Annotated in this window: 26 protein-coding genes and 6 tRNA genes; 11 read left to right on the top strand and 21 right to left on the bottom strand. The window is 41.4% G+C overall.

Translation table 11 applies throughout. The features are described 5' to 3' along the window. Window positions 1–100: 100 nt before the first annotated feature. A complete protein-coding gene (locus V6C27_03550) occupies window positions 101–967 on the bottom strand; it encodes a DnaD domain protein (protein ID MEG6615501.1) in 867 nt (288 codons plus the stop codon). A gap of 219 nt (window positions 968–1,186) precedes the next feature. Here V6C27_03550 and V6C27_03545 point away from each other — a divergent pair, with 219 nt between their 5' ends. Further along, entirely contained in the window at window positions 1,187–2,041 is an 855-nt protein-coding gene (locus V6C27_03545) for an Mrp/NBP35 family ATP-binding protein (GenBank protein MEG6615500.1), read from the top strand. Between the two features lie 130 nt (window positions 2,042–2,171). On the opposite strand, the gene V6C27_03540 is transcribed toward V6C27_03545, so the two are convergent. From V6C27_03540 to V6C27_03530, 3 genes are all read right to left on the bottom strand, one after another. Further along, on the bottom strand, window positions 2,172–3,497 hold the full coding sequence (locus V6C27_03540; protein MEG6615499.1) for a circularly permuted type 2 ATP-grasp protein: 1,326 nt from the start codon (window positions 3,495–3,497) through the stop codon (window positions 2,172–2,174). Further along, window positions 3,451–4,797 carry a glutamate-cysteine ligase family protein gene (locus tag V6C27_03535; GenBank protein ID MEG6615498.1) on the bottom strand — a complete coding sequence of 449 codons (1,347 nt, stop codon included), beginning with the start codon at window positions 4,795–4,797 and terminating at the stop codon, window positions 3,451–3,453. The genes V6C27_03540 and V6C27_03535 overlap by 47 nt, the downstream gene beginning before the upstream one ends. Window positions 4,798–4,960: 163 nt before the next feature. After that, the gene (locus V6C27_03530; GenBank protein MEG6615497.1) at window positions 4,961–6,025 is read right to left on the bottom strand and encodes an ATP-binding protein; all 1,065 of its coding nucleotides are present in this window, start codon (window positions 6,023–6,025) and stop codon (window positions 4,961–4,963) included. 147 nt (window positions 6,026–6,172) lie between these two features. Between V6C27_03530 and V6C27_03525 the strand changes: the two genes are divergently transcribed. After that, window positions 6,173–6,562, top strand: coding sequence for a VOC family protein (locus V6C27_03525; protein MEG6615496.1), 390 nt, complete (start codon window positions 6,173–6,175; stop codon window positions 6,560–6,562). 78 nt (window positions 6,563–6,640) lie between these two features. On the opposite strand, the gene pstA is transcribed toward V6C27_03525, so the two are convergent. From pstA to V6C27_03510, 3 genes are all read right to left on the bottom strand, one after another. Next, window positions 6,641–7,492 carry a phosphate ABC transporter permease PstA gene (gene pstA / locus V6C27_03520; protein MEG6615495.1) on the bottom strand — a complete coding sequence of 284 codons (852 nt, stop codon included), beginning with the start codon at window positions 7,490–7,492 and terminating at the stop codon, window positions 6,641–6,643. Continuing rightward, a complete protein-coding gene (gene pstC, locus V6C27_03515; GenBank protein MEG6615494.1) occupies window positions 7,492–8,376 on the bottom strand; it encodes a phosphate ABC transporter permease subunit PstC in 885 nt (294 codons plus the stop codon). The genes pstA and pstC overlap by 1 nt, the downstream gene beginning before the upstream one ends. A 98-nt stretch (window positions 8,377–8,474) precedes the next feature. Then, window positions 8,475–9,347, bottom strand: a complete 873-nt coding sequence (locus V6C27_03510) for a phosphate ABC transporter substrate-binding protein (GenBank protein MEG6615493.1) — start codon at window positions 9,345–9,347, stop codon at window positions 8,475–8,477. Window positions 9,348–9,631: 284 nt separating this feature from the next. Here V6C27_03510 and V6C27_03505 point away from each other — a divergent pair, with 284 nt between their 5' ends. Together V6C27_03505 and V6C27_03500 are read left to right on the top strand one after the other, a co-directional pair. Beyond that, window positions 9,632–10,816, top strand: coding sequence for a sensor histidine kinase (locus tag V6C27_03505; GenBank protein ID MEG6615492.1), 1,185 nt, complete (start codon window positions 9,632–9,634; stop codon window positions 10,814–10,816). Next, on the top strand, window positions 10,809–11,465 hold the full coding sequence (locus V6C27_03500; protein ID MEG6615491.1) for a response regulator transcription factor: 657 nt from the start codon (window positions 10,809–10,811) through the stop codon (window positions 11,463–11,465). The genes V6C27_03505 and V6C27_03500 overlap by 8 nt, the downstream gene beginning before the upstream one ends. A 48-nt stretch (window positions 11,466–11,513) precedes the next feature. On the opposite strand, the gene V6C27_03495 is transcribed toward V6C27_03500, so the two are convergent. Further along, on the bottom strand, window positions 11,514–12,239 hold the full coding sequence (locus V6C27_03495; protein ID MEG6615490.1) for a hypothetical protein: 726 nt from the start codon (window positions 12,237–12,239) through the stop codon (window positions 11,514–11,516). A gap of 148 nt (window positions 12,240–12,387) precedes the next feature. Between V6C27_03495 and V6C27_03490 the strand changes: the two genes are divergently transcribed. From V6C27_03490 to V6C27_03480, 3 genes are read left to right on the top strand one after another with little or no spacing between them, the layout of a single operon-like run. Then, entirely contained in the window at window positions 12,388–13,110 is a 723-nt protein-coding gene (locus V6C27_03490) for a nitrite reductase (protein MEG6615489.1), read from the top strand. A 14-nt stretch (window positions 13,111–13,124) separates the two neighbouring features. Further along, on the top strand, window positions 13,125–13,568 hold the full coding sequence (locus V6C27_03485; GenBank protein MEG6615488.1) for a hypothetical protein: 444 nt from the start codon (window positions 13,125–13,127) through the stop codon (window positions 13,566–13,568). Between the two features lie 16 nt (window positions 13,569–13,584). Next, window positions 13,585–14,031, top strand: a complete 447-nt coding sequence (locus V6C27_03480; protein MEG6615487.1) for a GNAT family N-acetyltransferase — start codon at window positions 13,585–13,587, stop codon at window positions 14,029–14,031. A gap of 54 nt (window positions 14,032–14,085) precedes the next feature. Here V6C27_03480 and V6C27_03475 read toward each other — a convergent pair whose 3' ends face one another. Beyond that, window positions 14,086–15,315 carry a competence/damage-inducible protein A gene (locus tag V6C27_03475; GenBank protein MEG6615486.1) on the bottom strand — a complete coding sequence of 410 codons (1,230 nt, stop codon included), beginning with the start codon at window positions 15,313–15,315 and terminating at the stop codon, window positions 14,086–14,088. 124 nt (window positions 15,316–15,439) lie between these two features. On the opposite strand from V6C27_03475, the gene V6C27_03470 reads away from it, so the two are divergent. After that, window positions 15,440–15,589, top strand: coding sequence for a hypothetical protein (locus V6C27_03470; GenBank protein MEG6615485.1), 150 nt, complete (start codon window positions 15,440–15,442; stop codon window positions 15,587–15,589). 64 nt (window positions 15,590–15,653) lie between these two features. Here the strand turns inward: V6C27_03470 and V6C27_03465 are convergent, their stop codons facing one another. The 3 genes from V6C27_03465 to V6C27_03455 form a co-directional block, all read right to left on the bottom strand. Continuing rightward, window positions 15,654–16,559, bottom strand: a complete 906-nt coding sequence (locus V6C27_03465; protein MEG6615484.1) for a methylenetetrahydrofolate reductase — start codon at window positions 16,557–16,559, stop codon at window positions 15,654–15,656. Continuing rightward, window positions 16,556–17,227 carry a methylenetetrahydrofolate reductase C-terminal domain-containing protein gene (locus V6C27_03460; protein MEG6615483.1) on the bottom strand — a complete coding sequence of 224 codons (672 nt, stop codon included), beginning with the start codon at window positions 17,225–17,227 and terminating at the stop codon, window positions 16,556–16,558. Before V6C27_03460 ends, V6C27_03465 begins: the two co-directional genes overlap by 4 nt. A gap of 89 nt (window positions 17,228–17,316) precedes the next feature. Next, window positions 17,317–18,492: an alkaline phosphatase family protein gene (locus V6C27_03455; protein ID MEG6615482.1), complete on the bottom strand. Its 1,176-nt coding sequence runs from the start codon at window positions 18,490–18,492 to the stop codon at window positions 17,317–17,319. 161 nt (window positions 18,493–18,653) lie between these two features. On the opposite strand from V6C27_03455, the gene V6C27_03450 reads away from it, so the two are divergent. Further along, entirely contained in the window at window positions 18,654–19,145 is a 492-nt protein-coding gene (locus V6C27_03450; GenBank protein MEG6615481.1) for a hypothetical protein, read from the top strand. A 747-nt stretch (window positions 19,146–19,892) separates the two neighbouring features. Here V6C27_03450 and V6C27_03445 read toward each other — a convergent pair. Together V6C27_03445 and V6C27_03440 are read right to left on the bottom strand one after the other, a co-directional pair. Further along, window positions 19,893–19,979, bottom strand: a tRNA-Leu gene (locus tag V6C27_03445). A 31-nt stretch (window positions 19,980–20,010) separates the two neighbouring features. Next, window positions 20,011–20,098, bottom strand: a tRNA-Leu gene (locus V6C27_03440). A 162-nt stretch (window positions 20,099–20,260) separates the two neighbouring features. Between V6C27_03440 and V6C27_03435 the strand changes: the two genes are divergently transcribed. Continuing rightward, a complete protein-coding gene (locus V6C27_03435; protein ID MEG6615480.1) occupies window positions 20,261–20,419 on the top strand; it encodes a hypothetical protein in 159 nt (52 codons plus the stop codon). A gap of 56 nt (window positions 20,420–20,475) precedes the next feature. On the opposite strand, the gene V6C27_03430 is transcribed toward V6C27_03435, so the two are convergent. The 4 genes from V6C27_03430 to V6C27_03415 all read right to left on the bottom strand — a co-directional run bounded on the left by V6C27_03430 (window position 20,476) and on the right by V6C27_03415 (window position 20,845). Then, window positions 20,476–20,550, bottom strand: a tRNA-Gln gene (locus V6C27_03430). A gap of 3 nt (window positions 20,551–20,553) precedes the next feature. Continuing rightward, window positions 20,554–20,639 (bottom strand) — tRNA-Tyr (locus V6C27_03425). Window positions 20,640–20,648: 9 nt separating this feature from the next. Next, window positions 20,649–20,724, bottom strand: a tRNA-Glu gene (locus V6C27_03420). Between the two features lie 44 nt (window positions 20,725–20,768). Next, a tRNA-Pro gene (locus V6C27_03415) sits at window positions 20,769–20,845 on the bottom strand. 238 nt (window positions 20,846–21,083) lie between these two features. Here V6C27_03415 and V6C27_03410 point away from each other — a divergent pair. Beyond that, window positions 21,084–21,416: a helix-turn-helix transcriptional regulator gene (locus tag V6C27_03410; protein MEG6615479.1), complete on the top strand. Its 333-nt coding sequence runs from the start codon at window positions 21,084–21,086 to the stop codon at window positions 21,414–21,416. Between the two features lie 263 nt (window positions 21,417–21,679). On the opposite strand, the gene hydG is transcribed toward V6C27_03410, so the two are convergent. The 3 genes from hydG to hydF are packed head-to-tail and all read right to left on the bottom strand — an operon-like array spanning window position 21,680 to window position 25,443. After that, on the bottom strand, window positions 21,680–23,098 hold the full coding sequence (gene hydG, locus V6C27_03405) for a [FeFe] hydrogenase H-cluster radical SAM maturase HydG (protein MEG6615478.1): 1,419 nt from the start codon (window positions 23,096–23,098) through the stop codon (window positions 21,680–21,682). Between the two features lie 38 nt (window positions 23,099–23,136). Beyond that, window positions 23,137–24,192, bottom strand: a complete 1,056-nt coding sequence (gene hydE, locus V6C27_03400; GenBank protein ID MEG6615477.1) for a [FeFe] hydrogenase H-cluster radical SAM maturase HydE — start codon at window positions 24,190–24,192, stop codon at window positions 23,137–23,139. Window positions 24,193–24,219: 27 nt separating this feature from the next. Continuing rightward, window positions 24,220–25,443, bottom strand: a complete 1,224-nt coding sequence (gene hydF / locus V6C27_03395) for a [FeFe] hydrogenase H-cluster maturation GTPase HydF (protein ID MEG6615476.1) — start codon at window positions 25,441–25,443, stop codon at window positions 24,220–24,222. Window positions 25,444–25,448 lie beyond the last annotated feature (5 nt).

Genomic DNA, 25,448 nt, shown 5'->3' with positions numbered 1-25,448 from the left:
TTCCTCCTTTCCGGCTCGAGCTATAGTGTTGCATTATCTGCTTAACCCTATACATGAAATTTTAACCAAAAAAAGACCCCCTTATACAAGGGGGAAGAAACTAACCCATCAAAATACTATCATAGGACTTTTTGTTGCGACTGTTTTTATCAGCGTTTGAAAGCTGCTGTTGCTTTTGGACACCACCATATGTTTTGATGCGTTTTTGTTTAAATTCTTCATCAAAACGTTCAATTTCACCGAGGGTGCGTAAATTGTTCTTGCGCCATTCCATTAAAATGGCATCGATATATCTAAAATTATTTTTACCCATCATCACTGCCCGCCGTAGCGCTTCCATAATTAAAACAGGGTCGTGCTCTTCGCCCCATTGGCGTATCCGTTCTACCTCCATTGGTGACAGCGGTCGGGCAAATTCCCTTTCAAAAAGCGCACATAAATTAAGTACTTGTCCACTGAAATGTGATGCCTGGTCGTGACCCTTAGGTTCAACCAAAGATGGTTCCCGCTGGTTAACTGGCAAATCACTGGCCATTTGACCTAGCACTGCTTCGGTTTCTTCAATTTCTTTGACCTTATCACGGGCCCACATTTCAGATAGCTTCTCAAACAGAGGCTCAAAGTCAATACCGTCAACGACCACGTTTTTACTAAAGTCATAATGTTGGGTGATATTGATAATTTCCTTATCTAACAAGCTATTCCACAATTGCTGCACCCGATTTTCATCTCCATTGATACATCCAGTTAATTCATCAGTTGATGGTAAAAGAATGTTTTCCTGGGTGCACAATCTGAATATTTGGATCAGTAGCATCATCTCACTGTCACTGATTCCCATTTTAAAATAATATTTTAGTAGCAGATTAGGTATGCTGGTGGAGCCTGTCACCATTAAATCTGCACCAAAGGCGGCTGTGATATTGCCTGCCCGATATTTTTTCACCGTTTTTTTTGTATTATTCATGTTGTTACAGCCCCCCTGAACTTGCCATTATATATTTTATGGCACTGAAGGTAAAATGTCCATAGCAGAACTTTGAATAGAATTTTATCTATGATGGACAGGTATAAGTTATCCCATTAATAAATGTGTAAATAATCTCTATTATTTATATTGACATAAAATTAAAACGGTAATATTATGGTTATGAAACAATGTCCATTACAGAAGGAGGAACTTAAGATGAGCGAAAAGTGCTCCAGTTGTAATTCCAGTAGCAACGGTAGCTGTAACGCCGATGGCAGCTGTCCAGGTCCAGAAAAAATTGCAGCCAACGATTCCACTATGGTGAATAACATTATAGCGATAATGAGTGGCAAAGGTGGCGTTGGTAAGTCATCTGTTACTTCTTTACTGGCTGTAAGTTTAGCTAGGCAAGGTTACAAAGTTGGTATTTTGGATGCCGATATCACCGGCCCCAGTATTCCAAAAATGTTTGGCGTAGTCGACAGACCTGGTAACGGTACCGGCATTGGCTTTGAGCCTCCCAAAACCAGCCTTTTAGGAATTAAGGTTATGTCCTTGAATCTGTTATTAGAAAATGAAGATGATCCCGTTATTTGGCGTGGACCCATCATTGCTGGTGCGGTTAAGCAATTTTGGACTGATGTTGAGTGGGGTAAATTAGATTACTTACTGTTAGATATGCCCCCTGGCACAGGTGATGTCCCACTGACTGTAATGCAGTCAATTCCATTAAACAGCATTATCGTAGTCACATCTCCTCAAGATTTAGCAGCGATGGTGGTTCGCAAAGCGGTAAAGATGACACAACTGATGTCACCACCGGTTCCCATCTTGGGCATGGTTGAAAATATGAGTTACTATGTGTGTCCACATTGTGGCGAAGAAACACGCATTTTTGGGCCTGGCCACGGCGAAACTGCCGCTAAATTAAATTTGCCCATGATCGCCACTTTACCCATTGACCCTCAGTTCTCTGAACTGTGCGATAAAGGTAGAATTGAAGAGTACCAAACCGACGCCTTTAAGGATGTACCAGAACTAGTTAAAAAATCAACCACCAGTGCATCTTAGTTTCTATAAAAAGTTAACAAATCCTGTTATCAGTAAATATGTTTACATATTTTTCAAGTGCTTTACTGCCATTAAGCTATATATAAAAGCGCGCACCTTAGAGTACGCGCTTATTTTCTTGATACTTGATTTAAAGGTTCTGACCAATTACAAAGTTGGGCAATAGATAGTAGCCATGTTGCTGGGAAATGACATTATTTCTTCCCACCCGAGTGTACAAGCCAGCAAATTTTTGATTATAAACAAATAAGCCTAACATTTGGTTATAATTATTGACCACCGCTTGTTGCTGCTTAAATTCTATCAACGGACCCACAAAGGGTTGACAATATTCCTGTACCAAATAATTATTCTCCCAACACTGTGCCGTTAACCGTTGCCACTGGGTGTTGCTATAATCTTTACCTACATAAACGCCGGCAGCAGCGTATTGATCCTTCGGTTTTAAAACGAAGTTATCTTTATTATGTTGAATCTTTAAAAACAAACTTTCTTCGCCACTAAATTCAGCGGTATAGGGTACATGCTTATTAATAAACTCCCTCTCAGCGGCAGATAATAAATCCTCAGTGTCGTGGTGCAATATTTTAAATATAATTTTGTTATGGATAATTTCTGATCGCAATGGCCCGATAACACAAACTGCGCCAGCGCGATAAGCTTGAATAAAATCTGTCAACTGTTGATGATTGCTTATTAATTCACTGGTTACTAGACGCCGATAAATTAAATCCACCCGCATATCCCGATAGTATAGTTTTTGGCCATCATATCGTAAGTGTCTAGGGTCCGCTATGGCAGCACGGCAACCTTTGTTTTCATAGGCCTGTTTAAATGCTTCAAATTCTTTAAGGTTGCCAGCCTGCTGCCAATCCATTATAACCACATTGGGCCTATCTAGGTGCCCATTAAACTGCTGGTAATTCTTTAGGCTTTCATTTACCCAAGTATCTATCAACTCATAATAACTCAGTTGGTACTTAGTTTTTAATTGGTTGACAACGGCGGTATTTAAAAAAATTCTCTCCAGTTCATTGGTCTTATGCATTCCCGAAGAACCATCTGCATTGAGTTCGCAAAACTTAAAAACGCCGGGACGGTAGTAAAATATATCAAATCTAGACATTGGTATATTAACCTCATAGCCAGGGTCCACCAAGATTAATTCTTCCAACAATTGATCAAAACCAAATTTAATTCTAAATGAAGGCGATGAAATGAATTTTTCTATTACCTTTTGCAAAATTCCCATCAAAGTATTTGTCAACCCTTGGAAGCTTTTAATATCCTCGGTGCTGAAGAATAAAGGATTGTATAGAAAAGGCACCGTTTGATTATTAAATTTAGCGCTGGAATTTTCCACTGCATTTATCGTTGCCAGGTAATCTTGATAGTAACGGTCGGGGTGATTAGTTACCAGCGCAACATATTCCTTTAATAGCGTGTTGAAACCCATTAAATTCACCTGCCAACAAATTATTCAATACGCACCGCTCCAGGGCCTGTATATCCCCTTCCTTTAGCTTGGCTTTAGAAATACTGGCCAAACTCTCCCTTTGTTGAACCAAAGCAACTAATGGCTGTAAGTATGCTTGCTCATGCTCAGTTAAACCGGTTTTAGCCAAGTTAATGATATACTGCGCTAACTCATAAATTTTTTGATCTTTAAAGTTAGCTTGATACCCCTGTTGCACCACTTGGTTTTTTGCCCGCTGGATATCCTCTTCATTAACTTCAGCAAAATAATGGTAGAGTTCATCTAAATTTTTATCGTTATATAAAAGCCCTTTCCACAGGGCTATGCCTGCAATATTATAGGGATATGGCACAGAATCTGACACCCTGATTTCTAGATGGCCTTTGGTCCTTATGTCTGGAAAAACCATGGTCAACATATATTCCAGTTCTTCTTGGGTATAATTGTCCGGATTAAACAACTCTTTGTTTTTGATAGACTTGGTGTACATTATTGTATCCCTTTTCACCAAAATTGGTGGTGTATCCAAAATATATTGAGCATATTTACGATAACCAAAATCGTCGCTCAAAGAGGCTGGCACAATACCACAACGGTCATTATCGCAGTTCTGCCATACAATGGTTCTAACAGCCTGTATATCTGTGACGTCCCCTTCAAAAACCGGGGAGTTATCAAAGATCACAGCCATTGTCGGGCCTAAACAGTTGGCAACATGGGATTTTTTTATGTAATCAAGTTCGGAACGGTAATCTACATTTACATGCATTGCTGCTGTGCCCTTCATCATGTTCAACGCATATTTGCCTTGATGTTGCAAATAATCCGACATATATGTATATCGTTTTTTGGGAATAAAAGGAATGTCGGCAATCTTGGATACCGGTTGATAACCAATTGCCATTATTAATTGTTTATTGGCCTCAAGTATTGGGATAATCTGCTGTAAAAAATCCAAATACTCTGTTTCTATTTCATCTATGGAGCTTAACGGCTTGATACTGATTTCTAGTTGCCCACCTGGCTCCAACGTAATATTGCTTCCAGCCCTTTCTAAACCGAGCAAATAACCATCTTCATAAAGACCTTGCCAGCCCTTATTTAATAGGGACTGTAAAATGGCCTCAACCCCATTTTCTTCGTAATAAGAAACCGCCGTTAATGTTTCTTTATGTAGTATCAAATGCTCCATTTCCACGCCAATCAGTAATCGGCCACTGTCCTTTTCGCCCTTACGTAAGTAATGCTCGATAACTGCTATTTGTTTTTCGTAGTCCACCATGGCCCTCCTCAACAATTAATATATACTCCGATGGTATACATTGTAAATTCAACAAAAAAACCATATACCCTACCACCATCAATTAACTTTAGTATGTTAATAAAATAATTATTCTAATCCGATAATACTAATTTTCTATTTAATGTTCAGCAAATTCTTGCTAATTATTCTCTGGCTTTATTCTGTTCCTTTTAGATAACGGGTTTTTTTGCATAGCCTGCTTAACATCGTAATTATGATTAGGTGTAGGTCGGTGAAACAGCGATGGTACCGGTTGCTGTGGCGGCGATTGCTTTTGTTGATGCAATTGCGGCCTCGGTTTAGGCTCTGACTTTAATTTCGTTTGTGGCGGTTGTGGTTCTAATGAGGCCACCTCGGTCAGCACCCTCTTTTGCTTAATTCTGATGTCTCCTTTGGCACCGCCTTCATGGGTAAGCACAATGGTATCACACAACTCAAAAAAACGGGAAAAACTTCTTTCGCCAATCTTTTCCCTTAACAAGCCTTCTTCAGTTAAATTAGTGGTAATGATTGTGGTTTTATAATTATTCAACCGTTCATTGAGTACATTGTACAGCCTGTCCTCGGTATATTCGCTATATTTGTGGGCTCCTAAGTCGTCTAGAATTAGCAAATCAACATCGATGGCATTGTTCATCAAATCCTTTTCAGTTACCTCGGCGGTTTTGCCTTTGGGTGTATTAAAGGTGTACTTCATTTCATCAAGCCATCTGGGAACCGACACAAAGGAAACTGTCTTATTATCAGTATTAGCAATAACTTCATTGGCTATGGCCGCTGCCAATAGTGTTTTGCCACTGCCAACATCGCCTGTAAACAGCAGTCCTTTGTCTCTTTTACCCTGCAAAAATTCCCGGGCAAATAGTCTAGCCTGGGATAAGGCCACCACCGCCTTTTCTCTATAGGTTTGACCTCTGCCGTCCACTGTATATATTTCGTTAGAATAGCGGTTACAATCAAAATCATTAAAGCTAATGTTTTTTAAGCGTTCAGGCAAATTAGCGTTTTTAAATTTGCGACGTTTTATACAGTCACATTGCACCGCAAATACCTCTCGGCGCTTAATTACTTGGTCTACAAATTGATTAACTCCATTGATCTCTTTAATTACCTTTCCCTGACATGGAACCAATCTATCTTTAAGGATTAATCCTCTACCACCACATTTAGGACAAACTTGCTCTCCCTTTTCTTTGATCAACATTGTCACCGTCCTTTAACAAAATAAATCATTGGCCAATTATATAGCTCTTATCCCTTGTATAAGGATTTAATTTACTTGTATAATAGATTTCATTATAACTATTAATACTATACTTCATGATTAATAATAAGCCAAGGAGGTTTTTTAATGTCACAAAGTTACAAATTTGTTCATGCCTGTGTAAGGGTACTGGATGTTGAAAAATCTATTAAATTTTATCAAGAGGCATTGGGTATGGAGATTTCCAGAAGGAGGGATTTTCCAGAATACCAATTTTCTCTAGTCTACTTGAAGTTTCCTGGGGAAGATTTTGAACTGGAGCTCACCTATAATTATGACCGGCAACAACCATATACCCTTGGTGACGGTTATAGCCATATGGCAGTGACCGTCAATGATTTATCAGCATCATATAACCGCCACAAAAATGCCGGTTATACCGTTAGCGAGATTAAACAATTAAGCGGTGAAGCAACTGGTGGGTATTACTTTTTAACAGACCCCGATGGCTATCGTACTGAAATTATCCAAAGATAATCACTATTACTAAAGAAAATAGGCAAGTGTAACCAAACAACACTTGCCTAAATTATTATATATCAAGAGGAGGTAAGCTTAGACTTCTGCGCTTTGACGATTTCTAATCATCAGGCGCATAATTTTGTTAGCAATAAAATTAATGATAAATATCAATATAATTAACACCGTGGCTGTGGCATAGGCCTTTTCGAATGAAATACCCTCCGAAGCTAAAATATACAGATGTACCGATAACGTTCTGGCTGGATCCCACACCGAAGTTGGCACTTGAAAGCCAGACATACCGGCAGTAAGATATACCGCCGCAGTTTCTCCCACCACTCGACCAACGCCCAAAATGATTCCGGTGACAATACCAGGTAGTGCTGTGGGTAAAACAATCTTATACACCGTTTGCCAGCGGGTGGCCCCCAATGCCAGACTGCCTTCGCGGAAGGATAACGGCACCGACTTAATGGCCTCTTCGGTGGTCCGAACAATGGTGGGTAAAATCATTAACGCCACTGTTAAACCTCCGGAAATAATACTCCAACCCCAATCCAGGAACAGTACAAAAAACAGAAAGCCAAATAAACCAAACACAATGGAGGGGATGCCCGCCAAGGTTTCGCTAAAAAATCTCACCGCACTGACAAACTTGCCTTTTTTAGTGTACTCGGTGAGATAAATACCAGCCATTACACCAATGGGGGTGGCCACCGACAACGCCACCGCCACTAAATAAATGGTGCCGATAATGGCGGGGAAGACGCCACCTTCTTTACCCATTTCTCTAGGCATTTCGGTTAAAAACCCCCAATTAATACCGGTTATCCCCTGGCTGATGACATGAAATAAAATTGTAAACAAGATACCCAAAGTTAACATTACCGATAACCATAAAGAGCCACGGGCTAGTTTTTCTTCAAATATCACAGCTTTACGCATTATTCATCACCTGCCCGTTTGGGTATTAGTAATACCAGAGAATTTAAGATCATAATTACTATAAATAACACCATGCCGGTGGCAAACAAAGCTTGGGAATGTTCGCCGGCGGCATAGCCCATTTCTATGGCAATATGGGCGGTTAATGTTCTAACCATGTCTAAAATTGATCCCGGCACTACGGTGGCATTGCCGGCCACCAATATTACTGCCATCGTTTCACCAATGGCCCGTCCCATGCCTAACACCACCGCAGTGAGAACGCCAGAACGGGCTGCCGGCAGAATTACCTTTTTAATGGTCTGCCACTGGGTGGCACCTAAAGCGTAGGAACCTTCTTTGTATTCCTTAGGCACCGCTCTGATGGAATCCTCAGAAATATTTATGATTGTTGGTAAAACCATAATGGCTAGCACTATAGAAGCTGCCAATACCGACATACCGCGCCCACCCAAATGCTGTTGAATCAGTGGCACCAGTACCACCAACCCCCAGAAGCCATAGACCACCGATGGAATGCCAGCCAACAGTTCGATGCCTGGCCTTACAATTCGGGTTACTTGTTTGGGAGCATACTCCGCTAAAAACACAGCACAACCAAGACCCAGCGGTACGCCGATAATTAACGCCCCTAAGGTAACCATAAAGGAACCAATTAACATTGGCATAATGCCAAACTGTACGGGGTCGGCCAGTGGTTTCCATTCCATATTTAGTAAAAAATGTGCCAACCCATACTTTTGAATTACCGGCCAACCTTGGGCAAATATAAAAACAGAAATCAGCAGAACTACCAATATGGCTGCTGCTGCACTTAACAGTAATATTTTTTCAATTACCTTTTCCCAAGTCTCTCGAATTTTATTGCTACACGTTTTTTGCATATTACTTCCCCTTTGCCAAACCCCTTCCCCGCTGTGATTGACACGGGGAAAGGCAGACTTATTGAGGGCTACCTTTCCTTGCTCTTTCATGTTAACTATTATTTTACCGAAACATAATCTTCTTTGACAATTTCTTGCCCTTCATTGAGCACAAAGTCGATGTAATCCTTAACAACACCTTCTGGTTCACCTTTGGTTAGGTACAGAAAGGGACGGGCAATTGAGTATTCGCCTGCAATAATATTTTCGGCAGTGGGTTCAACACCATCTATCTTCAGCGGGTTAACAGTTTCATCTATATAACCGATGGATAGATAACCGATGGCATTGGCATCATTTGCTACAGTTGTGCGTACAGCACCGTTAGAAGACTGAATAGCCGCATCAGCCACTAACTCTGCAATTTTTTCTTCACCAGCATCATCTTTGTATGCCATGACCATTTCTTCAAAGGCGCTCCGGGTACCGGAACCATCCTCGCGGGATACCACATTAATTTTAGCATCGTCACCACCAACCTCTTTCCAGTTGCTAATTTCACCGGCAAAAATCTTACGCACCTGTTCAATGGTTAGGTTATCAACAGCTGTGTTTTTAGCGTTACTTGCGATGGCAATACCATCTATGGCTATTTTATGTTCCACCAGCCCTTGGCCTTGTTCTGAATCCTTCAGGTTGCGGGAAGCAGCACCAATTTCCGCTGCGCCTTCTAACGCTGCCTTCACACCAGCACTGGAGCCGCCACCTTGTACATGAATGGTTATACCAGGGTTTTGCTCCATAAATTTAGCAGTTAATTCTTCCGAAAGAGGTTGCACAGAAGTTGAACCGGCAATGGTAACTGTTTCGCCACCTTCGGCGTTATCACCTTCATTTGCTGACTTGTCACCGCCGCCACAACCAACCAAAGCCACTGCCATCACCAAGGCCAGTATCAGCAACAATACCGATTGATTCTTTTTGCGGAACATTAAAATTCCTCCCCTGCCTTTGTTTTCTATTTTTTGATTGCGGTTTTATTATCATCTCGCAATCCCTTACCTTACATAACCATAGTACACCCTGGTTGTTAAGTTACAATTACTGATTAGTAAAGGGTTGGTTAAACAACTGTTAAGTATCTGTTAATGCCATTTGGGCATGCTACCCATCAAAAGGAGTATTAACCTGCGTATATTGTTTTAAAAAAAGCAGGGATTTTTTGTATGATAATAGAAAATGATGTAATATTATGTATTGCTAAAGGATGAATTACATGTTAGACAGTGGTATTTTAGACAAAATACTAAACAAAGCTATTCAAGTAATTGCCGACAGTCAGGAAGAAATTTATAAAATTGGAGAAACTGCCCGTCAAGATTGCCAGCGCACTCAACGGGAATTATTGGCTATTAAAGAAGAGACCACCAAGACAATCTTAAAAGTTGATCAATTAAGGAAAGAGGAATACAGGGCCAGACAACATCTAGTATTGGTAACCCAAAATTTTAACCGATATAATGAACAACAGGTTAAAGATGCCTATGACTATGCCCATGAAAAACAACTGGAATTATTAGCAATACAAGAAAAAGAAAAATTATTGCGCCTACAGCGTGATAATTTAGAGCGCAACTTAAAAATCTTAGAAGAAACCCTACAGCGCACCGACACATTGATATCTAATATGGGCATTGTGATGAAATTTTTAACCAATGATTTTCATTCTTTAAGTGTTGAATTAAATGAACTCAAACAAATGCAGGGGTTAAGTTTATCAATTATCAAGGCCCAAGAAGAGGAACGCATACGGGTAGCCAGAGAAATACATGATGGTCCCGCCCAAAGCATGGCCAATATCGTCATGCGGGCGGAATTTTGCCTTAAATTAATGGAAAAAAATCCATCCCTAATGCGAGAAGAAATTTATAATTTAATTGAGTTAACTAGGAACAGTTTAAGCGATGTACGCAAAATCATCTTTGATCTTAGACCGATGGTGCTGGATGATTTGGGCTTAATTCCCGCTATTAAACGTTATGCCGAACAATATTGTAAAGACACTGGAATTTATGTGGAAATTAGCCAATTTGGTAATGGACGACGACTGGATAGTTCATTGGAAGTGGCCTTATTTAGAGTGATTCAAGAGTCTTTAACTAATATAAAAAAACATTCCCAGGCCAAACATGTATTGATCAAAGTGGAATTTACGGCTGATGTAATCAATGTATTAATCCGCGACAATGGTTGCGGTTTCGATGTGCCTAGTGTATTAGCAGACAAACAACGGGAAGGTTTTGGCCTGTTGGGTATGAGAGAAAGAATGCAACTATTAAATGGAAAATTAAATATCCGGTCAAACATCGGTGAGGGAACGGAAATATTTATTAATTTGCCAACCGATGATAAGGCATTAGCCAACAAAGATTTTGGGAGGAAAATATATGACAATCAATAAACAAATTAATTTAATTATTGCTGATGACCACGCACTGCTTAGGGAAGGTTTAGTAAAAATCCTCTCGTTGGAATCTGATATCAATGTTGTCGGTGAAGCCGCAGACGGAGCCCAAGCAATTGCGTTGGCCCAAAAGACCCCTGTGGATGTTATATTAATGGACATTAATATGCCCAATGTCAATGGCATTACCGCCACCAAAGAAATTAAAGCCATCAAGCCAGAGGTTGGGATAATTGCTCTCACCATTCATGATCAAGAAGATTACCTGTTTGAATTGATTCGCAGTGGCATATCGGGTTATGTATTAAAGGATGTAAGTCCTGACGAATTGATCAAAACTATCCGCGGGGTGGCAGAGGGCCAATCCTTTATGCCCCCTTCCCTCACTACCAAAGTATTTCAGGAACTAAACCGATTGGCCCAACAAAAAGAACAACCACACCGCCATTATGGTTTAACCGAACGGGAATTGGAAGTGCTAAAGGAAGTGGCCAAAGGATCTCCCAATAAGACCATTGCCAAAAATCTATTTATCAGCGAAAAAACTGTTAAAAACCATTTAACCAGTATATTTCAAAAAATTAAAGTAAATGACCGCACCCAAGCGGCACTGTTCGCCATCAAAAACCACATGGTAGACTTATAAAACGCGCCAAAAGAATGCACCAGCCTTTTAGCCGGTGCATTGTATTTTTTATTTATATTTCTTGCATACCTGGTCAAACAATCGCTTTAAGCATTCGTAGGTTTGCATACATTCTTTGTAACCATCAGATTTCTTATCATCTTTGCCATCTTTACCCACTTTGTTATCTTTTACGCATTTTTGATATCTGTCTTTGTACTCTTTGAATTTTGCTTTATAATATTGACGACAGTCATCGGCCTCTTTGCCATATTTACCGCATTCCTTAAATTTATCTCGACAATACTCCATTTTCTTGCGGCAGTATTCCTTTTCATATTCTCTATCAAATTTTTTATCGCCGCATTTATCATGTTTGTCATGGTACTTCTTGTCGTACTTTTTACCACACTCATCACACTTGTTATCGTGCTTTTTGTCGTGCTTATCATCGTACTTGTTGCCATGCTTTTTATCGCAGTCATCATATTTTTTGTCGTGCTTCTTGTCATGTTTCTTATCACAGTCATCATATTTTTTGTTGTCGTGCTTCTTGTCATACTTGTCGTGGTACTTCTTGTCGTGCTTTTCATGACAGTCATCATATTTTTTGTCGTGCTTCTTGTCATGTTTCTTATCACAGTCATCATATTTTTTGTTGTCGTGCTTCTTGTCATACTTGTCGTGGTACTTGTTGTCATAGTACTCATCACATTCAAACCACTTCTTCTGTAGTCTGTCATACTGCTCTTTCATTTTTTTAAGCCATTTTTCATTTAGCTCATTATTGCACATAAAAGTTTACCTCCTTCCATTTTTTACATAATATGATAGATGTTAGCATTTGGTCACTGAGTTGTTGAATATTTTATATCAGCCTAAAGGAATTAATCATTTTTTAGAGAAAATTGTTTAATTAGTAATAAATTGCGAGGTGTATATAATGGGTCAAGGTATCTTTCAACAACAAAAAAATGGCCTCTATGCCGTTAACATTTCATCACCAGGCGGGTTAATGACAGTAGATCAATTAACTCAACTGGCCAAAATTGCTGCCGACTTAGGCGTTTGGCGCATAAAATGCGGCACTAGGCAAACATTAATTGCTGTTTTAGAAGAAGATAAAATTAGTGCTTTTATCGATGCTATTAAAACGATTAACCTACAGGTATCCCCCTTTGGCAGTACTGTCCGCAGTGTCAAAGCTTGTTCCGGTGGCCAAGGGTTGTGTCCCCGGATGTTAGGCGATGCTCTTACCTTGGGTACAACAATTGAATCTAACTACTTAGGACAACCTACGCCAAAGGATTTTAAAATATCAACCGCCGGCTGTGCCCGGGGTTGTACTGAGCCCTACTGTGCTGATTTTGGCGTGGTGGCAGTTGGTAAAGACCTCTTTAATATCATCATCGGCGGCAGAGGTTCTACTAATCGCCCCATCCACGGTCAAATTGTCGCTAAAGAAGTGGTTACAGACAAGGTTTCAGCGGTATTGGACTTTGTCCTGGAAAGATACCGTCAATTGGCACAACCTCATGAACGGCTGTGCAATACCATCGAAAGGATTGGTATTGAGCAATTTATACCGCCAACCGAACTCTATCTAACTAACGAAAATGTTGGTGTCGATGAGGATTTTGCCAACTTTTTATTAAGTGACAACTAATAAGGGGGATGAGGATGACCAGTAAAGTTAATGAGGTAGACCTGGCAGCGATGCTGTCTAAATTAGATGCATACTGCAATGAATGTGATGATAAAAGCAACGGTAACTGTAAGGAATCCACATGTTTGGTGGGATTTGGCAAAAAAGTTTTGCGCTTTGCCATACAAAAAGGAGTACTGGACATACCTGGGGCGCATAAATTGATACCAAAGAATGATTTTAAACCATATTATACCGATGCAGTGGCTGAAGCGCTGGCAGAAACTTGTAAGCAATGCCGAGAGTGTAGAGAAAATCACAGTGATGATTGTGTAATTTCATTAGTAAGAAATGCTTTAGAAAGTAGTGTTCTGCAAGAACAATTGGAATATCCAGGTAGTGTATTTATGTATTTAGCCCAAATTAAACAACAAAATCCCGAACTTGCCGTAGCATTGGCTAAAGCAATTAAAAACTAAAGGCAGGGGATTAATCGTGGCCTGTAAATATTTATCGGCAGATATAACCGATGTCATTATAACCGCAGCCGAAAGGTATTTGCACAGAAAATTGATTACTAAAAAACAACGTTTATTCCCCGACAGTGTCTGCATTTTTGATCAATTCTCCACCGATGGAGACCCTGACCAATTTATATTGATATTTGATATTAAATTTAATTATCAGGGTGTAAAAACAGCAATTATCAGGTACTATCAAATACCGTTACAATTGCAGCGCCACGGTTTGGGAACAAAAATTTATCAGGTGTTGGAGGATGAATTTGTAAAGCTGGGTTGTCAACAGATATTTCTGGAAGCCGTTGCCGAAGAACATGATAACAATCAAAACGCTATCGGATTTTGGGAACGTTTAAGTTTTAAGAAAACGTTGTACTGCTATCCAGACAATGAAATTTGTCCCATGGTAAAAAAACTATAACATAAACAAATGCATTAGGAATGTTGAATGATCAACATTCCTAATGCATAATTTTTATTCCAGTTCTTTCTTTAGCCAGTGCAAGGCCTCCATAACTGTTACATTTCTAATGTTGTTGCGGTCACCAACCGCATTTATTTTTTTCACTTTGCAGTCTCCGTTAACAAATAGTCCAATATATACTAAGCCCACGGGTTTTTCGGGAGTTCCGCCGGTAGGTCCAGCAATGCCGGTGGTGGCTATGCCAATATCTGTGCCAGCTGAGGCGGCTATCCCTTTGGCCATTTCCATCGCTGTTTCGGGGCTGACAGCACCATACCGATCTAGCGTATGTTGCTTGACATTTAATCGTCTAACCTTGGCCTCATTGCTGTAGGTGACAGCACCTTCCAAGAAAAATTCTGAAGCGCCGGGGTAATCAACTAATTTGGCTGCCAATAACCCCCCAGTACATGACTCTGCCACCGAAATAGTCACGCCTTTAGATTGTAGTTTTTGTGCCACTACCTCCTCTATACCAGTTTCCCCTTCACCATAAATATATTGACTTAATCGTACTCTAATTTTTTCTTCTAAAGGAAGAATTAAGGCTTTAGCCTGTAATTCGTTTTCTGCTTTGGCGGTAATTCTAAGGGTTTGATCATATTCTTTAGCGTAGGGCGCAACCGTGGGATTTGTTTGGGCCTCAATAATATCTTCAATGGCCTCGGCCATACTGCTTTCGCCAATACCGTATAAACGTAAAACTTTAGAATAAATCACCGCACTTTGATGCTTTGACAGGTAGGGCACCACTTCATTCTCAAACATATTAGTCATCTCTTCCGGTGGTCCTGGCAATAGAATAGCAATTTTACCTTGCCCTTCTACTATACATCCCGGTGCAGTGCCAATGGTATTCTTTAGGATATGTGCCCCCACCGGAAAATACGCTTGCTTTTTATTATACTCACTCATCTGCCAATTGTTTTTCTGAAATAATAAACTGATATCCGCTAAGGATTGTTGATCCAGTTGCATCTCTCTGCCAAAATATTCAGCCACCATTTCTTTTGATATATCATCCTTGGTGGGACCAAGACCACCGGTTGTGATTACCAACTGGGATCTAGTAAAGGCCTGAGAAAAAGCTTCTTTAATTCTTTGTCCGTTGTCCCCCACCACCGCTTGGTGGTACACCGATATACCCATTTCCGCTAATTTTTTTGACAAATATTGGGCATTGGTATTTAGAATTTCTCCCAGTAGCAATTCCGTTCCAATTGAAATAATTTCTGCTTGCATTGATTCTCCCCCAATAATGGTTATTAAAAAGTTATCAATTCCTAATATTCACTGGTGGTGTAACTAATACCTGTTTAGTTTCGACCTAAAAATCAAACAATATTTTAAAAAAGGAGTTGGTAACTTGATGAGACGACGTCAACCAGAATGTGATCATCCACTGGAAGGTACCACCTGGGCCTACCCAAATTCCGGTTTTTGGATCACCCATGCAATGGGCATTCTTGGCATTGGATATATGGGATATTTGGTTGGTAAAAATATAAGGGGTTAATTGAACAATCTATATATACCCAGGATACACTATCCTGGGTATACTTTATACTTCACCTGCTGGTTTATTTCAATTTTGCTTTACTAACAATTTCCGGCACTACTTCTTCCCAATTTATGGCCATGATGTGGACGCCGGCTACACCCGCTACAGTTTTTAAACGGTTAATTTGCTCAATACAAATTGCTATGCCCTCTGCCTTTTGATCTTTAGCCTGCTCCATTCTTTGAATAATTGCGTCTGGCACAATCATGCCCGCAACCCGCTGTTGCATAATTTTTGCCATGCGGGCAGATTTTAACGGGGTAACACCGGCTAATATGTGCACTCGCTTGTCTAAGCCTCGGTATCTAACCAATTCCATAAATCTTTCAAAACGCTCCATATCAAAAATGGATTGGGTCTGAATAAAGTCCGCACCAGCATTTATTTTTTTCTCTAACCGTAAAACCCTAAATTCAAAGGGGTCCGCAAAGGGATTGGCCACCGCACCGATAAAATAACGGGGCTCTTGCTGTTTAATTTCTTCACCGCATTGAAACTTCTTCTCATCTCGCATAGTCTTTACCATGTTAACCAGTTGCACTGAGTCAATATCATAAACATTTTTTGCCTGGGGATGGTTACCAAATTTTTGATGATCACCGGACAAACAAAGTACGTTGCGCATACCTAAACTATAGGCACCCAATAAATCACTTTGCATGGCAATGCGGTTGCGATCGCGGCAGGTCATTTGAATTACTGGTTCTACACCGGCATTATATAAATGAACCCCCGCCGCAATACTGGATAACCTAGCAATGGCAGTTTGATTGTCGGTGATGTTAACTGCATCTACCCAGCCCTTTAACAACTTTGCCTGCTGCTTAATTACCTTTGCAGAAGCATGTTTTGGCGGCCCCATTTCTGCTGTCACAGCAAAATCGCCCCGAGAGAGAACCTGTTCTAGTACGCTGCCACTTTTCATCTTTGTGTCGCATCCTCCCTCTTCACAGATCTTGGCCCACCACTTTTTCCCTTAGACCAATCCTTAGGTGGCCGATAAGCCATCATTATATCTAATCTGCCCAGGGATGCTAATTTTTCGTAAATTAAATGCCAAGCGCAAGGCAATTGAGGGTTAATTTCGCACTTGCCATTCTGTGAGCCACCACAGGGACCGTTTTGAATATTTTTAGCACAGCGAGTCACCGGGCAAATACCGGCAGTTAAATGGAGCATGCATTCGCCACATAAACCGCATCTTTCCTCCCACCGCCCGGGCTGCACAGAACCACCAGCAAAAATGGTATTTAACGCCGGGTATACTAGTTTATCGCGGTAGTGTTCCGCTAAGAATTGCACCCCTACACCACAACCCAGTGAAACTATTGCCTCCACCTGTTTTACCTGATGGGCAATATCAGTAACAAATTCAAGTTCGCATTGTCTGGTAATGGTGGTAACAGTGGCGTTTATGGTGCGCCCTTGCTTTTCTCGCCAACTGCACAAGGCTGTGGCCAGTATTTCCCCCTCTTTTTCGCCACCGGCTAAGCAAATGGTAGCACAGCCGCCACAGGCTACTATTAAAATATTATCGCAACTATCTATTAGACGTGCCACTTCTTCAACCGGTTTTGGCTTTGCTACAATCATTATTAAACACCACCTAAGCTATAAAATAACAGTCAAAAAATCAACTAATTATTTTATTATAACAAAAAAATAGCCGGAGATCACCCCGGCTAAAACATTAAGAATCTTTTGCGAAGTATAATGTATTCAATAATGTAGCCAATTATAAAAATAATTAACAAAGAGATACCTGCCACTTTCATAAATGTAATCTTACTGGATAAAGCAGAAATCTTTTGATCCCGTTCCTTTATTTCTTGTTGAATCATTTGTTTTTCTTGTGTTATTTTTTTTTGTTGTTTATTAACTTCATTTTTTTCCTCTTCCAAACGGTGCATATCATCGAGGGCATTGGCATAGGCACCACTTAACTCTTGCACCCGTTGGCTAAGTAAATAACTTTCGGTACGGTTACCCTTAGGCTTGATGGCATTGTACAACACCAAACCTTCAGCCCCATCCATCTTTAACCCGTTTAAATAAGCTACGGTAGGGGCAATATCAATTAAACTGGCTGGCGGTATAGTATCTCCCACCTTCACCTGGGGACCTTTGATTATTAATGGCAGGTTGCCACAGGTGCCGGTGATAATGATTAAACTTTGATCGTACAATTCATTGGTATGCAAAAAGTGCAGTAGCCTTCCCACTTGGTTATCGGTATCTTTTAATTGCTCACGGTATTCGTTACTATTTATTCCTTGTTGTTGGTAAATACTACGCAGTTGGGGCAAAACCAGCACATTGAAATAGGTATTGCTATCTTTTAATTCATTAACTGCATTTTCTATCACTAAACTATCTTTACCATTAAAAGGGCCTGTGCAAGCATGACTAACCCCATTGGAAAAAGCCTTTAGTTTTTCAGTACCGTCAAATAGCGATGTCTTAATACCTTTGCCTTCCATTACTTGTAGAATACTGGCAGCTTCCAAAGTGGTGGTTTCTTCAGTGAAATGGTGTTGCTGGGGGGTAGATCCCGTCAAGACGCTGGCCACAGCGGAAACTGTATCGGCTGGATAAACAGATGCCACCTTCTCCACCTTGAGGCCAGCAGAGGACAAACCTTTGATGTTGGGCGCACTGACATTTTTTAAAGCGTCATCCTGTAAACCATCAATGATTAATAAAAATACCATCTTTGTTGTTTCTTCATTAACTTTAACATCTTCTTTGGTTGTAGAACCTGAATCCTCAGCCGGAGCTGCAAATACAGGCATTGTTGCCAACATAACCACTAGCAACGAAATTATAATATGAAAAATAACCTTACCTTTGAAATGCATACTTGGCACCCCCATAACGCTTATATGTTAATAATATGGCAAGTTGTCCCAGTTATGATATATATTTGCAAATTTATTTGTTGCGACAAAACATGTCAATTTAACCAAAGGAAAATTTATCCATCACGTAGAACATAGGTTTAGTTAAGGGGGGTTAGGTAATGTATTTGGCCCTTGATGAGCTAATTCAAAAAACTAAAACATTTCGGGCACTGATATTAAAAATTTATGATCAGTTGCCTGAAGAAACAAATTTTGACCGGCTACTAGTATTGGTTTGTATGGGAAAAGGGGGATTCCTTTCACTGGAATCGCTACCAAACCAGGCAATAATGAACATGATTTGTGAGAGTACCGAGCTCTTTGAAGAAATCCTGCCGTTCCTAGATCAACAGTTTTTATACCAGTGTATGGATAAAGGTACTAAAGCCGAAATGATGCAGTGCATATATACTGTTAAACAAAATAACGTTGCCAAAGCAGTGCGGGAGGAATATTATTTTAAAGCAGTGACAATATTTTACCAAGTGTTATTTGAAAATATTTGTCACCACGACGAGCTATGGGAAGAATTTGTCTACAGATTAGTCACAACTTGGAATAGTTTTAATAAAGATTTCCTTCACCGTTTTCGCCATCACACCAATAATTAACTTGATATATCGAGTAGGGTAACGCCGTAGTAATTTTCTACAGCGTTAGCCCTCTCACAGAACCGTACGTACGGTGAGCACACTCCACCCTGCGGGCTTGCTATATCTGTTCCTTCCCAAGCGCCATCTTTCATTACTCCCGCGGTGAGGAATTTGTTCAATAGCTTCAGTATGCTTCCATCACTAATCTTTCGAGCTACCTCCCTTAGTATTAGCCCATGGTCTAGCCTATCAAAGCATTTCGATAAATCCATGTCTGCGTTCCTCTTGGCTTCTCAGGCAACTGGGTGCAGTGTCCTCTCAGTTTTGCCCTCCGGTCTGTTACCAGCCTTCTCTGGCTGAGATTTTATCACTACTACGGACTCATCTGCCACCCTACACCACGTCTTCTCTCCCTTGTGTTTCCACTTGTTTGAGCTTACCTGTCGTCACAGGATGGTACTGGGCTTCCCCAGTTAAGTCTGCTTGCCTGAACTTGAACCCATCCGTCCTAACCTTCCAAGCTAGCCAGCTTTTGGGCTTTCCCACCTTTAGCAAGGTTACCCGCTTGGTAGGCCAACTTCGGTTCGCTTTCGCTATGTTCCAAGTTCCCCCTTCGGCTTCCTTCAGACCCCACCGTTACCAGTGCCTCCCTTGCCCTACGGGTTGTCTTCCCGCTGGTTAGGTGACAGGGTTTCTTTCAACCCAGCGGCTCGGCAGACATGCCGGGCAAACTAAAAAAAGACCTGTGCCAAGAGCACAGATCTTTGGTGCGGTGAAGAGGACTTGAACCTCCACGAGCTAATGCCCACTAGAACCTGAATCTAGCGCGTCTGCCAATTCCGCCACCACCGCATGTTGGTGTAAGTATATTAAGTTATAAATTTGGTGCGGTGAAGAGGACTTGAACCTCCACGGGCGTAATGCCCACTAGAACCTGAATCTAGCGCGTCTGCCAATTCCGCCACCACCGCATTAATCTTAGTGACAAGATTTATAGTAACACACCATTTTTTTGTTGTCAATAATATAATATTTTGTCTTTAGTAAAGATGCAACTTTTTTATATTATTAGCCAAACTAATTTATAGGGCACGTTAGCTTTAGTCCCAATATCCCATTAAGGAGGTATAACCATGCCTAAACGTATTCGAGGATTATTAAAGAATGCTGGCACCACAGGACCTGCGACACTGACCACTGGAAGTGGATATCGCGAACCATGGAAAACCGGTAGAGCTGCTTACCTTAAACGACTGCAAAGAATTAGTGGCCCTAACTGGCCAAACACTTAAAAAAACAAACACCGATATAATAATAGAACCTTGGTCTGTAACCGAGGTTCTATTGATGGCTGGGGTGGCAGGATTCGAACCTACGAATGCCGGTGCCAAAAACCGGTGCCTTACCACTTGGCGACACCCCAACATGGTGGAGGAGATAGGATTCGAACCTATGAAGGCGTTCGCCGGCAGATTTACAGTCTGCTCCCTTTGGCCGCTCGGGCACTCCTCCATATTTATTTGGTGACCCCTACGGGATTCGAACCCGTGTTACCGCCGTGAAAGGGCGGTGTCTTAGACCACTTGACCAAGGGGCCAATTATCGCTACTAATTCTAACAAATCTAGACTGTTTTTGTCAATGGTCGGGATTGAGGGATTTGAACCCCCGGCCTCCTGCTCCCAAGGCAGGCGCGCTACCAAACTGCGCTAAATCCCGTCGGTCACTCCGTTACCCCGTCAGCGACAATTGTTATTTTAGCAGAAACTACAACGCGATGCAACCCCTTTTTAAAATAAATTTAATATCCGTAGGGTTTATTATAGTCCTGATTTTATATAACATTTCTATCTATTGACATATTTTTAATTTAATTATACAATTTTACTATAATATTATTATTAAATTAAGCTGAATTTTATAATATTTATATAAATTCTGGTTGGAGGTTTCAACTTTGCCCCTCTTAAACAGCGCTCAAATTGGATTGAATATAAAAAAAGCACGGAGAATAAAATCTGCCCAACTGGGTTTTGGCTTTACGAGAAAAATGTTAGCCGACGCACTGGAGGAACCAATTCATATTATAAACTTTTTGGAATCGGGTAGATATTACCCTGATTTTGAACACATTAAAAAAACTGCTAAGATATGTGGTGTTTCCATCGAGTATCTAGTTGGTGAAAATTTCGACTCGCTGGAAAGTTATTTGGCAGCGGTACACCAAGCCACTAAGGATGTAAAAACTAATCGCGATCTCAGTTGCTTAATGAAGACAGATCCATACTGATGAAACAATAGCCGCTCTAGTTAGAGCGGTTCATTTTTTTGCCACGTTGACAGCGCGCCACCCTGCCTCCGACAACCTTCCTCGCTAACTTCGGTTCGCTGCGCCACTAAAAGTCGCTCGCTACCTGCAAGCAGGCGCCGGGTTTTTCAGTTAACCTTTTATCTAAAAAGCAAAGGTAAAAGACACCTAGGTTTCGTTAATAACAATACATAAAGGGGCTGTTGCAAGTTTAGCAACAGCCCCTTTGTATGAACGCCATTTATTTAGAAATAGAAGTCCCTTTCGCCATTTTCGATTTGTTTTAATCGCTGTTCAGTTAGTTCACGAATTCTGGGGCTGGTAATTTGTTCCAAATGATTTTTAATAGTTTCTTCTCCAATGGCCTTTAGTTCCGGTGTAGCATAATCTTCTAAATACTCTTTAAAGGTTAAAATGGCATTGGGCTGGCAGACGTTATGAATCTCGCCAGACTTAGCTAACGGCATAAAGCGGTCGCCAGTACGTCCCATCCGATAGCAAGCAGTGCAGTAACTGGGCAGGTAGCCTGATTTACAAACACTGGTCAACACTTCATTGGGGGTGCGATCGTCTGAAATGTCGAATTGTGGCTTATTATCCGGTATTTGGGTTTCCTTATTATATCCACCCACGCCGGTACATGAGCCGGCACTGATTTGAGAAATGCCATATTTAATTAATTCATCTCTGGTCTCAGGCAATTCCCGGGTGGATAAAATCATACCGGTATATGGCACTGCCAGACGGATGATGGCGACAATCTTCTTAAACTGCTCATCAGTGATTGGGTATGGGAACATATTTAGATCAACACCCTCTGCAGCCCGCACCCTCGGTACCGAGATGGTGTGTGGCCCTACACCAAAGCGCTCCTCCAGGTGGAGAGCATGATAAATCATGCCCATCACTTCAAATTTATAATCGTACAGACCCAGTAACGCGCCAATACCCACATCATCAATGCCGCCCATCATGGCCCGATCCATGGCAGTGGTGTGATAATCGTAGTCCATTTTGGGACCGCTTTTGTGCAGCTTCCGGTAGGTTTCCCGATGATATGTTTCCTGGAATAAAATGTAGGTGCCGATGCCCGCGGCCTTTAATTTGGCGTAGTTCTCCACCGTTGTGGCAGCAATATTTATGTTAACTCGGCGGATACTGCCGTTTTTCAATTTCACTTTGTAAATGGTATCAATACATTCCAAAATGTAATCTATTGGACATTCCACCGGGTGTTCTCCGGCTTCCACCGCCAAACGTTTATGTCCCATTTCCTCCAGAGCTTGCACTTCCAGTTCAATTTCTCTCATGGTCAACTTGCGGCGTTTGATGTTATTGTCCCGGTGATAACCACAATAAACGCAGTTGTTAATACAGTGGTTGCTCACATAAAGTGGCGCGAACATTACCAATCTTTTACCATATATTTTCTCTTTTATTTCGTGAGCAGCCTCAAACATTAACTCTAACAGTTCCGGATCTTCGGTTTGCAACAGTGCCGCCACTTCTTGCGGACTGAGGGCATTGGCTTTTTCCGCCGTTCTGGCTTTTTCAATTATTTCCTTTACATATTCCTTAGAGCAACCCTTCGCCGTCTCTAAGTCTTGATGAATTTGTTCTTCATTAATAAAATCCGCCACCATTTTTTCTTCTTGAACTGACATTTATCTCCCTACCCTTCGCTGGTTATTAAACCAGATAATTAATTATATTTTATTTTTGGGGAATCACCACGGTTGGTAGCTACTTCCCGTCCTGACTGATGAATTAAACTAACAATATTATCTAACGATTGCCGGGGATCATCGCTAATCCCAGCTTTATTAGGGTATATCTGATATAATTGCCGATACTTAAGCGGTGTAGCGTTGGGCATAATTACATTGGCACCGCATTTTAAAGCCATCGCTCTGCCTTGGGGGTGCAGTGTGCCCGCTGCAGTGGTTGCCGGCAGATGGGTCTGGGGCAACAGCAACCTAGTCACTGCCAATGTTTTAAAGGCTAAAATTAAATCTCCTGGTGGTTCACCAGCCAATGGCGTTTGGTGATGGGGTATAAAGGGCCCTATGCCAGCCATTTCTACATCCAATTGCTTTAACAACAGGATGTCATCTGCTATCGTTGCCAACGTTTGGCCGGGCAATCCGATCATGTTACCGGAGCCAACTTGGAACCCGGCCTCCTTGAGCCACTTTAAACATTTTATTCTGTGGCTAAAGCTGGTGCCAGGACGTAATCTATTGAATAAAGATTCATCGGCAGTTTCATGCTTGAGCAGAAATCTGTCTGCTCCCGCCTGTCGCAGTTGATAATATTCAGCTGCGGATCGTTCGCCAACACTTAAGGTAATGGCCACGTCGTCCTTGGCTTTAATTTGCCTAACCATCTCACACAGCGAGTTAATATCATACCACAAGTCTTCTCCTGACTGTAGTACGATGGTTTTAAAACCTAAAGCAACAGCTTCATTGGCCGCCTCTAACACTTGTTCCACCGTCATGCGATAACGGTTGATATCTTTATTGCTACGTCTTAATCCACAGTAGAAACAATCGTTACGACAGTGGTTAGAAAATTCAATAATCCCCCGCAAGTGGACATAGTCACCATGATGTTCTTTGCGCACTTGATCTGCCAGATCAAACAGCCTTTGCTGTTCCTCACCGGGTTTGGCACCCAGCAGTGTTATAATGTCCTCCCTGGTTAATCGCTGATTGGTAACAGCTTTGTTTAAAATCTGTGCAAAGTTGCTGTTCATAGCGCCTCCTAATCCTTTGTAGATAATTTATTCATCCAACATTTTTACCAAATGCGGAAACGGAGACAGTGCCCGTCGCAATATACCGTGTAAATAGGCAATGGCCACTCCATAATTGACCACCGGCACTCCTGCCCCTTGCACTTGCATAATCCGTGCTAACATTTCCCGCCGATTAATCATACATGCGCCACAGTGTAACACCAGTTTATATTCACTTAAATCATCTGGGAATTTAGTGCCACTAACCCATTCAAATTGTAATTCTCCACCCACATGTTTGCGCAGCCAGTTAGGAATTTTCACCGTGCCAATGTCATCTTCTACCCGGTGATGGGTGCAAGCCTCGGCAACCAATACTTTATCTCCGGACTTTAATTTATCGATGGCCCTAGCCCCTGCCACTAAGGTTTCCAAATCCCCTTTGTATCTGGCAAACAGGATAGAGAAAGATGTCAACAGTATTTCTTTGGGGGTATCCGCATCAGCCTTGGCAAAGGCTTGGGAATCGGTAATTACCATTTTAGGTTTACCCTTAAGATTAGCCAAAGATTGCTTTAATTCGGTTTCTTTAGTTACCACCGTCACGCCATCATGATCGAGGATGTCCCGGATGGTTTGCACCTGAGGCAGTATTAAGCGCCCTTTTGGCGCCGCTGAATCAATAGGTGTTACCAGCACCACAGTATCACCGGGACTCAACAAATCACCAATGATGGCGTTGTCATCCCAACTTTTGGGAGCATAACGAATGATCGCTAATTTTAAATCAGCTATTCCCTTACCTGTGGTAGCACTAACCGCCACCGCCGGTACCGACAAATCGTTACTATAGGTTGCAACATCTCCAGCTGTTAACGGTCGCTGATCAATCTTGTTAATCACCGCCACCACCGGTAGTTGAACCCTTTGGCATTCTTTAATTAACTCTTGCTCAAAGTTGGTTATGCCCTTAGTGGCATCAATTACCAACAGCACTATATCGGCTTTCTTTAATATTTCCTTGGATTTTTCCACCCGCAGTTCTCCCAATGGTCCCACATCGTCAATACCTGCGGTATCAATAATGACCACCGGACCTATGGGCAGCAATTCCATTGCTTTATAGACCGGATCTGTGGTGGTGCCAGCAATGTCCGAGACCAATGCTATATTCTGGTTGGTGATAGCATTAATCAAACTGGATTTACCAGCATTTCTGCGGCCAAAAATAGCTATATGTAGCCTATTCCCCCTAGGAGTGTTATGCATAGTCA

It is taken from the genome of Peptococcaceae bacterium 1198_IL3148 (assembly GCA_036763105.1).
Taxonomy (GTDB): Bacteria; Bacillota; Desulfotomaculia; order Desulfotomaculales; family Desulfohalotomaculaceae; genus JBAIYS01.
This window is presented reverse-complemented; position numbering and strand designations above follow the sequence as displayed.